This window comes from Selenomonas sp. oral taxon 138 str. F0429, from assembly GCF_000318175.2.
Classification (GTDB): Bacteria; Bacillota; Negativicutes; order Selenomonadales; family Selenomonadaceae; genus Centipeda; species Centipeda timonae.
Genome location: NZ_KB290947.1, coordinates 379,495 through 388,481, shown reverse-complemented (window position 1 = coordinate 388,481; position 8,987 = coordinate 379,495). Strand labels below are relative to the sequence as shown.

Below are 8,987 nucleotides of genomic sequence, written 5' to 3'. Positions count from 1 at the left end.
GATGGCGGGGCTGAATTTATCAGTGCTTCCTTAAGGAGAGAATATCGTACATGAGTGATCGAAAGAAAGCCCGTGCCGCCGCCGAGCGCGGGGCGCGGCTGACGAGGGCGGATGCGCTCGCCCTCTATGAGGATAACGACCTCCTCGCGCTCGCCGCATGGGCGCGTGCGGCGAAGGAGCGCGCGAGCGGGAAGAACGTCTACTATACGGTGAACCGCCACATCAACCTCACGAATATATGCAGCGCGAACTGCCCACTCTGCGCGTTCCAGGTGGAGCAGGGAGATACGCGCGGCTATATTATGGAAACGGATGATGTAGCTCGCGTGCTGGAACTGGCGAAAAATACACCGCGCCTCACGGAAATCCATATCGTGAGTGCGCTGCATCCAGACCGTCCCTTCTCCTACTACGAGGGTGTCGTGCGGCAGGTGCGTGCGGCACTTCCGCACGCGGACATCAAGGCGTTCACGCCCGTGGAGGTTGTGAACTTTGCAAAGGCGGAGGGGACTTCTGTCCGCGACATTCTGCGTACCCTGCAGGCGGTGGGACTGTCATCCCTCCCCGGCGGCGGCGCGGAGATTCTGTCCGACCGCGTCCGCGCAATCATCTGCCCGAACAAGGCGACGCGTGCGGAGTGGCTTGACTGTATGCGCACGGCGCACGAACTCGGCATCCGCACAAATGCGTCCATGATGTACGGTCACATCGAGACGGTGGAGGAACGCATCGACCACCTGCTCGCCCTGCGTGAACTGCAGGATGAGACGGGCGGCTTTCAGGCGTTTATGCTCTTTCCGTTTCATCCCGAGAACACGGCTCTCGGTGCAGAGAAGAAACTCATGCGCGTCGGCTCGTGGGAGGATATGAAGATGCTCGCTCTCTCACGCCTTGTCCTCGACAATGTGGCGCATTTCAAGGCGTTCTGGGTCATGCTGACGCAGCCCATCGCGCAGCTTGCCCTCGGCTTCGGCGCGGACGATCTCGACGGCACGATCGGTGAGGAGAAGATCATCCATGCAGCGGGTGCGACCACGCAGACGGGCATCACGCGGCGCGAGCTTGACGCGATGATCCGCGAGGCGGGCTATGTGCCTGTGGAGCGCGACACGTTTTATCAGCCGATTGCGGCAGGGGAGGGCGCATGAGAATCTCGAAGCGGGAGGCGGCAGACCTCCTCACGCACGGCGACCCCATCGACCTCGGACGCGCGGCGGATGCGGAGCGGCGGCGGCGGTTCGGCGATACGGTGACGTTCATCGTTGACCGCAACATCAACTATACGAATATCTGTGTGAACGAGTGCCGCTTCTGCGCGTTCTATACGAAGGTGGGCGCGGAGGACGGCTACCTCCTGCCGATGGAGGAGATTCTCGCGAAGGTCGGCGAGACAGCGGAGGCGGGCGGCACGCAGGTCATGATACAGGGCGGGATTCACCCCGATCTGCCGCTCGCGTACTACGAGGATATGCTGCGCGCGATCCGTGACCGCTATCCCTCCATCGTGATTCACTCCTTCACGGCGACGGAGATTCTGTACTTTGCCGAAAAGGAAGGCATTACGATTGAGGACACACTGCGGCGGCTGCAGGATGCGGGGCTTGCCTCGCTTCCCGGCGGCGGTGCGGAGATCCTCGTCGACCGCGTGCGGAGGCTCATCGCACCGAAAAAGATCATGACCGAGGACTGGCTGCGCGTGATGCGGACGGCGCACAAGATTGGCATGGAGTCGACGGCGACGATGGTCATCGGCTTCGGTGAGACGATGGCGGAACGCGTGGAGCATATGGAGCATATCCGGCGGCTTCAGGAGGAGACGGGCGGCTTTCGCGCATTCATCACGTGGACGTTTCAGCCGGGCAATACGGCACTCGGCGGGGAAAAGACTTCGAGCTGGGACTATATGCGGACACTTGCCGTCACGCGTCTCTACATGGACAATGTCGCGCACATACAGGGGTCGTGGGTCACGCAGGGGGAGCGCATCGGACAGCTGACGCTCGGCTTCGGCGCGGACGACCTCGGGAGCATCATGCTTGAGGAGAATGTCGTGCGTGCAGCGGGAACGCGGTACAATATGTCGATTAAGAAGATGATTGATCTGATACGCGGTGCGGGCAGAGAGCCGGCGCAGCGCGACACGCGCTACCGCGTGATACGGAGGTTCTAGCATGGCAGAGGAGAAAATTCCTGCGGCGGGCTACGCCGTCATCGGCGGCTCGGGTACGCTGTCGAGCGACTTCCCGCGTGCGTCGATGGCGGACGATGTGGAGATCCTCGCGGACGGGCTGCACTTTGCGACACCCTACGGCGAGAGCCCCGCGTTCCGCCTGTTCTCCGTCGCGGGACGGCGCGTGCTGACCTGTCGTATGCACGGCTGGCGCAGCGGCGTGACGCGTGCGGACGCGTCGCGGCAGGTGTTCTGGGTGCTGCGGGAGGCGGGCGTGCGACGCATCCTTTCCGAGGGCGGCGTCGGGACGGTGAACCCGCTGCTCGACCCGCGCGACTTCCTCATCCCCGACGACTATCTCGACCTCTCCGTACGCAAGGATGTCATGCTCGACGGACGCTATCTGCTCGTGATGCGCGACGCACTCTGCGCAGAACTTCGCACGACGCTCGTTGCGGAGACGAAGAAACGCTATACGGGGCGCATCTTCGACCGCGGGATCTATGCCGTCACGGATGGGCGACATTTCGAGAGCCCCGCCGAGATCGCCATGCTGAAAGGCCACGCGGACATCGTGGGGCAGAGCCTTGCGCCCGAGGTCTACCTCGCACGTGAGATCGGCGCATGCTATGCGGGGCTGTACTTCGTCGTCAACTACGGCGAGGGCATCCGCCCGTGGTCGCACGATACACTCTCACAGATTTTCTACGACGATGCGCCCATGATCGGCGACATCCTGCTCGCCACCATCCGCAGCGTCCCCGCCGAGGAGAGTGCGTGCGAATGCCGCAGTCTGCGCAAGGAGACACTGCTCAAGGATGTCTACAATGCAGAGTCGGATAAGGGTTGACGAAAAACGCCGAACATCGTATAATGTGCATAGAAAAAGGTGCTGCCGGTAAACGGTCAGCCCCCACACTAGGAAATAGCTAAGATTAGCCGCCTAGGTTTGGTCACTCAGGGCGGCTTTTCTTATGCCTTGATTGCTACAATACAAATTGTAACGAGGAACACAAACGCGAGAAACTCGTATAGTCCCATGGCAATACCCCCTTTCGGGGGCTCAGAATTGACCGCCTACCGCTGTTGACAACACCTGCGTGCATTATAGCACGAAAATATTTGTCTGTGAACTGTCGTTTCACATTGACCCATCGACAATAAAAACCATCTTGTATACACGTCAAACTCCGTCAAAAATCCATTGACAATGATTCCCTGTGGTGCTACTATGATGGCGCAGGAAATCCTGCGGCAATGTCCTACTGAAAAGAAGTGCAATCCACCATGAAACGGCTGGTTTCCACACAGTTCGTCATGAGTCCATAGCGTCCAAGCGCATATCTATGCGTTCGGACTTTTTTGCATTTTTGGGAGGTTTTACCATGTCAGTCAACAGGGGAAAAGTCGTCATCATCGGAACCAGCAATGTCGGCTCCGCCGTGCTCAACAAGATCACGGATTTTCAGCTCGCATCGGAGATCGCACTTATCGATCTCGATATGGATCGCGCGCGTGGCGAGGCGCTCGACACAAGTCACGCCATGTCCTCGCCGTACAGCACCAATATCAAAGTTCATACAGGCACCTATGAGGACTGCCGGGACGCGGCATTCATCGTCATCACGGCGGGGCCTTCGATCCTGCCCGGTGAGACGCCTGACCGCCTAAAGCTCGCGAGCACAAATACGAAGATCATGCGCTCCATCTTCTCTGAGATTGTGAAATACACGAAGGAAGCCATGATCATCATGATTACGAACCCGCTCGATGTCGCGACCTACGTCGTATCGACGGAGTTCGACTACCCGCGCGAGAAGATCCTCGGTACGGGCACGATGCTTGAGACCTACCGCTTCCGCTACATTCTCGCCGAGCACTACGATATGGATCCGAAGAACATCCACGGCTACGTGCTCGGGGAGCATGGCAACGATGCCTTTGTCGCATGGTCGACGGTCAACTGCGCGGGGCTTGGTATCGACCATCTCGACGAGTACTTCCACTTCAAGAATAAATTGAGCCGCAAAGAGGTCGAGCAGGGACTCATCCAGACAGCGTACGATGTTATCAACCTCAAGGGCTTTACGAATACGGGCATCGCGATGGTCCCCTGCCGCTTCATCAAGGCAATCCTCTACAACGAGCACACGATTCTGCCCTGTGCTGCCGTTATGAATGGCGAGTATGGAATGCGTGACGTGGCGCTCTCCATCCCGCGCATGATCTCGCAGGACGGTATTGTACGCTCCCTCGAGGTACACCTGCCCGAGGACGAGATGGAGAAACTCGTACGTGCACAGAAGAGCGTCCGCGCCGCGCTCGATGGTGCCGGGGTGAAGTGAGCGCTTGACGGACAGACTGTGCCATCCTATAATAGGAATAGTTGAAACGAAATGAGAAGAGCCGCCTGTATGACCGATAGAGGGCGGCTCTTCTGATGTGTATGTGATTGGTGGGATATATGGAACATGGCAGCTGTGTCCCGCAGGGGACGGAGATCACGCGGACGGGATTTCACTACACACTGTCGCTCATCGGCGGCAAATACAAGATGGCGATCCTCTATCTGCTCGCAGAATGTGGCGTGCTTCGTCACAATGCAATCTATCGCCGCATCGAGGGAATCTCGTATAAGACCCTTTCCGTCATGTTGAAGGAACTCGCGGCGGACGGTCTTGTTGTGCGGAAAGAGTATCCGCAAGTGCCGCCCAAGGTGGAGTACATGCTCACGGAACGCGGACGCTCTCTTATTCCGATTCTTCACAGCATGTGCGATTGGGGCGAGCGCCACAGGGGTGATGTCCCTGCGTCACGATAGCGCCTCTGCAAAGCGAACATAGTCTCGCGCACTTTGTTCGATCTCCTCTGCGCCCGAGTGATACTCCTCGCCCGGCACGCGCTCCGCACCGTAAAAGGCGAAGAACGGCCGATAGTCGGCGCGGCAGTAGTATCGCAGTGTGGTCTCAAACGGGGCGAGCAGCTGCGCGAACGTATAGCGGTATCGCCCGTCGATGTTGTAATCCTCCGCACGCACGCCTGTTGTGACGGCGAGCGCGACCTTTCGTCTCTCCAGTTTATCCCCGCCGTTTCTCCCATACGCCCAACCGTGCGTCAGTACATCGTCGAACCATGTTTTCAGCAGCGGCGGGCAGGAGAACCAATAGGAGACAAGAACGCACTTTTTTGTGCGGTACTTACGAATAGGAAAGTGTTAAGGAAGCACTGATAAATTCAGCACCGCCATCTTGGCAGATCTTTTTTGCCCTCTCTGTGTCGCCAAATCCTCCACATAGCCCTTGCTATGAGTCCGGTTTGTCTCCTTGATAGAACAAAAAATCTGTACCAATCTGACGGACTTCATTTTATCAGCGATTCCTAAAAAAACCTTCCGCGTACTTGCGAGAGGTTTTTTGGCTGTTTAGTTCTTTGCCGCCTCGTAGCCGACCATGAGCGCCTGCATATTCGCGTCGACGGTGTGCGGCGGGACACGGTTTGCGACGGCGTTCTTCACAGTGTCGAGCGGGACGAGCCCGGAGACGCGCGTGATTGCGCCGAGGGCGACGATGTTCGCAAAGAGTGCCTTGCCGATCTTCTCAATCGCGAGCGTCGTGATGGGGACAGCGACGACGTGTGCCGCCTGCGGGACGTTCGGAACCAATTCGCTGTCGATGATCAGGATGCCCTTTTCGGAATCGAGGTCGCCCGCATATTTGTCCGCCGCTGCCTGTGTCATCGCGAGCACGATGTCGGGATGCTCGACATGTGGATGGTAGATCACATCGTCGCTGACGATGACCTCCGAGCGCGATGCGCCGCCGCGCGCCTCGGGGCCGTAGGACTGCGACTGTGCGACGTTCATGCCGCACGCGGTCGCCGCCTCGGCAAAGATGATGGCGGCGGTGATGACACCCTGCCCGCCCGAACCTGAGAGACGAAGTTCCTTCTGCATATCACAGCCCTCCCGCGCGCCGCTGGATCTCAGCGTTCGCCTTGCCGTACTCCTCGCCCTCGCACGCATAGAGAAGCCCGATGGGGAATTTCTCGGGCGTGCGTTTCTCGGGCGGCAGCTTGTCCCACGCCGTCTTCATGACGGAGGCGTCGCGCATCCATTCGAGCATTGCGGCGGGTGAGCCCATCTTGTTTTTGCGCCCGTAGGCGGTCGGGCAGTGCACCATCGCCTCGATGAGGGCAAAGCCATGGTCGGCAAGCCCGCCCGCAATCATCTGCGTGAGATGCTTGACGTGGAATGCGGTCGAGCGTGCGACATAGGTTGCGCCCGCCGCCTCGGCGATGCGGCACGCGTCAAGCGGGCGGTCGATCGTGCCATAGGGCGCGGTCGTCGTGTTCTTGCCCGGCGGCGTGGTCGGCGAGGACTGCCCGCCCGTCATGCCGTAGATATTGTTATTGAAGAGAATGACCGTCAGATCGACGTTGCGGCGGCAGCCGTGCAGGAAGTGATTGCCACCGATGGCGGTACAATCGCCATCTCCCGTAATGACAATGACGTTCAGCTCGGGACGTGCGAGCTTGATTCCTGTTGCAAATGGAATCGCACGTCCGTGCGCTGTATGTACTGTGTCGAAATCCATGTAGCCCGAGCCACGTGAGGAGCAGCCGATGCCCGAGACAATGACGGTATTGTCCTGTGTGAATCCTTCCGCGCCCTCGATTGCCTGCGCGATGCACTTGAGCGCCGTGCCGTTGCCGCAGCCCGGACACCAGAGATGGGGGAGGCGGTTCTGACGGAAGAACTGCTCGAAGCCGCGGTCGATCTCCACGTGTGTGTTCATATCCGTGCTCATGCCCGCCCCTCCTCGCTCATTTCGCGGATTGCCGCCGCAATCTCCTGCGGGGTGAAGTCCAGCATATTGTATTTGAGACAGGGGCGGACGGGCGTGCCATGCGCCGCGCGCGTGACTTCGCCCACGAGTTGACCGTAGTTCAGCTCCGCGACAAGGATCTTCTTCACGCGATCTGCGAGCCGTCCGATCGCTGCATCCGCGAACGGCCAGATGGTCTTGAGGCGCAGGAAGCCGACGCGGATGCCCTCCGCGCGTGCCTCGCGTACCGCCTCGTACGCCGTGCGCGCGGTGCCGCCGTAGCTGACGACGGCGAACTCCACATCCTCCATGAAGTACTCCTCTGTGTGGATGATCTCCTCGCCCACGCGGTTGATCTTTTCATGTAGACGGTGGAGCATTGTCTCCGTCACCACGGGGCTGCCCGAGGGGAAGCCCGTCTCGTCGTGGAGCAGTCCCGTCACATGGATGCGGTAGCCGTCGCCGAAGCGCGCCACATCGGGCACGAGATCCTCGCCCACGGCAAAGGGCTGATACCCCTCGGCGCGTGTCTTCTTCGGCAGACGGCGCGGATAGATATCGAGTTCATCAGCGGAGGGGAGGACAACATTCTCGCGCAGGTGTCCCACGATCTCGTCCGTCAGCAGGATGACGGGCGATCGGAAGCGCTCGGCGTAGTTTACCGACATCACCGCCATATCGAACGACTCGCGCACGCTCCACGGTGAGAGCGCGATGATTGGATGGTCGCCGTGCGTGCCCCAACGCACCTGCATGACATCGCCCTGCGAGGGTGCTGTCGGCTGCCCCGTCGAGGGGCCGACACGCTGCACATTCACCACGACGCAGGGGACCTCTGCGCATGCCGCGTAGCCGATCAGCTCCTGTTTCAGCGAGAAGCCGGGACCGCTCGTCGCGTCCATCACCTTCGCGCCCGCGAGCGATGCGCCGAGGATGGCGCCCATCGCCCCGATCTCGTCCTCCATCTGGAGGAATGTACCGCCGATCTTCGGCAGCATCTTTGCCATTTGCTCTGCGATCTCCGTCGACGGCGTGATCGGATAGCCTGCGAAGAATGTCACACCTGCGGCAATCGCGCCTTCGGCGACCGCCTCGTTGCCCTGCATGAGCCGTGCTCTCGTCTCAGCCATATCACGCCCTCCTCTCTACGAAAATCGCAAAATCGGGGCAGCGCATCTCGCACTGCCCGCACGCGATGCAGTCCTCGGGGCGGACAGGCGTGATCTTGCCGAGGAGGCTCACCTCGAGCACCTTCTTCGGACAGAACGCCGCGCAAATGCCGCAGCCCTTGCACCGTTTTTCCTTGATATACAGCTCACCCTTCATGGCGTCTCTCTCCCGCCGGGATGCGGAACACATCCCATATACACAGATTTTCTAGCTCCATCCGTCCGTCGCCGTCGGATGATTCCATCATTATAACAGAAAATACAGAAAAAGCATACACCCCCCTTGAATATCAAGCGTTTAGGATGGGTGATTCTCTGTTTGTCTACAACTTGTCTGCAAAATCATTTGTCTACGATTTTTTCGAAGATGCGGGCAGTTTTCCGTTTCATATCCTCGGTATCATGGGCGTAGAGGTTCTGAGTAATGGTTGCGTCGGTATGTCCGAGCCGCGCTGCCACATCGACGAGGTTTGCCCCTGCCTCAATCAGGCGCGTTGCGTGGGTGTGACGGAAGCTATGTGAGTTCAGCCCCATCTTGACCAACGCGCTTTCAACTGTGTCGTGGTGGTAAGGGAGCCCATTTTTCTTCACACAGATGAGGGGGCGGCGTGTGCACTCGTACGGTGCAGGTAGTTTTTTCGGCAGGACAACTACGGCATGGCTGTTATTTACGGAATCGCTGATAAATAGCGGATAATCATAGCTACATGATCCACAGGAACGAATTTCACAAATTGCAGTGAAAAATAGCTTTCAACACCGCCCCGACTGTTCCCTTTCTTTCCCCGAAACTCCCGTTTGAACGGGAAATTTCGAGAAAAAGGG

12 protein-coding genes are annotated in these 8,987 nt (G+C 59.1%); 5 read left to right on the top strand and 7 right to left on the bottom strand.

Annotated elements, in window-relative coordinates; genetic code table 11:
• Positions 1 to 50 precede the first annotated feature (50 nt).
• The 5 genes from HMPREF9163_RS08900 (at position 51) to HMPREF9163_RS08880 (ending at position 4,991) form a co-directional block, all read left to right on the top strand.
• A complete protein-coding gene (locus HMPREF9163_RS08900) occupies positions 51 to 1,148 on the top strand; it encodes a CofH family radical SAM protein (protein WP_009441421.1) in 1,098 nt (365 codons plus the stop codon).
• The gene (gene mqnC, locus HMPREF9163_RS08895; RefSeq protein WP_009441420.1) at positions 1,145 to 2,170 is read left to right on the top strand and encodes a cyclic dehypoxanthinyl futalosine synthase; all 1,026 of its coding nucleotides are present in this window, start codon (positions 1,145 to 1,147) and stop codon (positions 2,168 to 2,170) included. Before HMPREF9163_RS08900 ends, mqnC begins: the two co-directional genes overlap by 4 nt.
• 1 nt (position 2,171) lies before the next feature.
• Positions 2,172 to 3,020: an MTAP family purine nucleoside phosphorylase gene (locus HMPREF9163_RS08890; protein WP_009441419.1), complete on the top strand. Its 849-nt coding sequence runs from the start codon at positions 2,172 to 2,174 to the stop codon at positions 3,018 to 3,020.
• Positions 3,021 to 3,555: 535 nt separating this feature from the next.
• Positions 3,556 to 4,515 (top strand): L-lactate dehydrogenase, encoded by a 960-nt coding sequence (locus tag HMPREF9163_RS08885; protein WP_037346752.1) that lies wholly within the window; start codon positions 3,556 to 3,558, stop codon positions 4,513 to 4,515.
• Positions 4,516 to 4,634: 119 nt separating this feature from the next.
• Entirely contained in the window at positions 4,635 to 4,991 is a 357-nt protein-coding gene (locus HMPREF9163_RS08880; protein WP_009441417.1) for a helix-turn-helix domain-containing protein, read from the top strand.
• Here HMPREF9163_RS08880 and HMPREF9163_RS08875 read toward each other — a convergent pair.
• The 7 genes from HMPREF9163_RS08875 to HMPREF9163_RS12540 all read right to left on the bottom strand — a co-directional run bounded on the left by HMPREF9163_RS08875 (position 4,983) and on the right by HMPREF9163_RS12540 (position 8,696).
• Positions 4,983 to 5,375 carry an NAD(P)H-dependent oxidoreductase gene (locus tag HMPREF9163_RS08875; protein ID WP_083475869.1) on the bottom strand — a complete coding sequence of 131 codons (393 nt, stop codon included), beginning with the start codon at positions 5,373 to 5,375 and terminating at the stop codon, positions 4,983 to 4,985. The two genes, HMPREF9163_RS08880 and HMPREF9163_RS08875, sit on opposite strands and share 9 nt — an antisense overlap.
• A 9-nt stretch (positions 5,376 to 5,384) precedes the next feature.
• Positions 5,385 to 5,534: a hypothetical protein gene (locus HMPREF9163_RS12545; RefSeq protein ID WP_009441415.1), complete on the bottom strand. Its 150-nt coding sequence runs from the start codon at positions 5,532 to 5,534 to the stop codon at positions 5,385 to 5,387.
• Between the two features lie 57 nt (positions 5,535 to 5,591).
• Positions 5,592 to 6,122, bottom strand: a complete 531-nt coding sequence (locus HMPREF9163_RS08870; protein WP_009441414.1) for a 2-oxoacid:acceptor oxidoreductase family protein — start codon at positions 6,120 to 6,122, stop codon at positions 5,592 to 5,594.
• A 1-nt stretch (position 6,123) separates the two neighbouring features.
• The gene (locus HMPREF9163_RS08865; protein WP_009441413.1) at positions 6,124 to 6,975 is read right to left on the bottom strand and encodes a thiamine pyrophosphate-dependent enzyme; all 852 of its coding nucleotides are present in this window, start codon (positions 6,973 to 6,975) and stop codon (positions 6,124 to 6,126) included.
• Complete coding sequence (locus HMPREF9163_RS08860; RefSeq protein ID WP_009441412.1) at positions 6,972 to 8,123, bottom strand: 2-oxoacid:acceptor oxidoreductase subunit alpha; 1,152 nt, start codon at positions 8,121 to 8,123, stop codon at positions 6,972 to 6,974. Before HMPREF9163_RS08860 ends, HMPREF9163_RS08865 begins: the two co-directional genes overlap by 4 nt.
• Position 8,124: 1 nt before the next feature.
• On the bottom strand, positions 8,125 to 8,319 hold the full coding sequence (locus HMPREF9163_RS08855; protein WP_006692152.1) for a 4Fe-4S binding protein: 195 nt from the start codon (positions 8,317 to 8,319) through the stop codon (positions 8,125 to 8,127).
• 185 nt (positions 8,320 to 8,504) lie between these two features.
• Positions 8,505 to 8,696 carry a tyrosine-type recombinase/integrase gene (locus tag HMPREF9163_RS12540; protein ID WP_232296688.1) on the bottom strand — a complete coding sequence of 64 codons (192 nt, stop codon included), beginning with the start codon at positions 8,694 to 8,696 and terminating at the stop codon, positions 8,505 to 8,507.
• Between the last annotated feature and the right edge of the window lie 291 nt (positions 8,697 to 8,987).

Bases quoted from the DNA above. Each gene is read 5' to 3' on its own strand.
- HMPREF9163_RS08900 (WP_009441421.1), top strand. From the start codon at position 51: ATGAGTGATCGAAAGAAAGCCCGTGCCGCCGCCGAGCGCGGGGCGCGG.
- mqnC (WP_009441420.1), top strand. From the start codon at position 1,145: ATGAGAATCTCGAAGCGGGAGGCGGCAGACCTCCTCACGCACGGCGAC.
- HMPREF9163_RS08890 (WP_009441419.1), top strand. From the start codon at position 2,172: ATGGCAGAGGAGAAAATTCCTGCGGCGGGCTACGCCGTCATCGGCGGC.
- HMPREF9163_RS08885 (WP_037346752.1), top strand. From the start codon at position 3,556: ATGTCAGTCAACAGGGGAAAAGTCGTCATCATCGGAACCAGCAATGTC.
- HMPREF9163_RS08880 (WP_009441417.1), top strand. From the start codon at position 4,635: ATGGAACATGGCAGCTGTGTCCCGCAGGGGACGGAGATCACGCGGACG.
- HMPREF9163_RS12545 (WP_009441415.1), bottom strand. From the start codon at position 5,534: ATGAAGTCCGTCAGATTGGTACAGATTTTTTGTTCTATCAAGGAGACA.
- HMPREF9163_RS08870 (WP_009441414.1), bottom strand. From the start codon at position 6,122: ATGCAGAAGGAACTTCGTCTCTCAGGTTCGGGCGGGCAGGGTGTCATC.
- HMPREF9163_RS08865 (WP_009441413.1), bottom strand. From the start codon at position 6,975: ATGAGCACGGATATGAACACACACGTGGAGATCGACCGCGGCTTCGAG.
- HMPREF9163_RS08860 (WP_009441412.1), bottom strand. From the start codon at position 8,123: ATGGCTGAGACGAGAGCACGGCTCATGCAGGGCAACGAGGCGGTCGCC.
- HMPREF9163_RS08855 (WP_006692152.1), bottom strand. From the start codon at position 8,319: ATGAAGGGTGAGCTGTATATCAAGGAAAAACGGTGCAAGGGCTGCGGC.
- HMPREF9163_RS12540 (WP_232296688.1), bottom strand. From the start codon at position 8,696: ATGGGGCTGAACTCACATAGCTTCCGTCACACCCACGCAACGCGCCTG.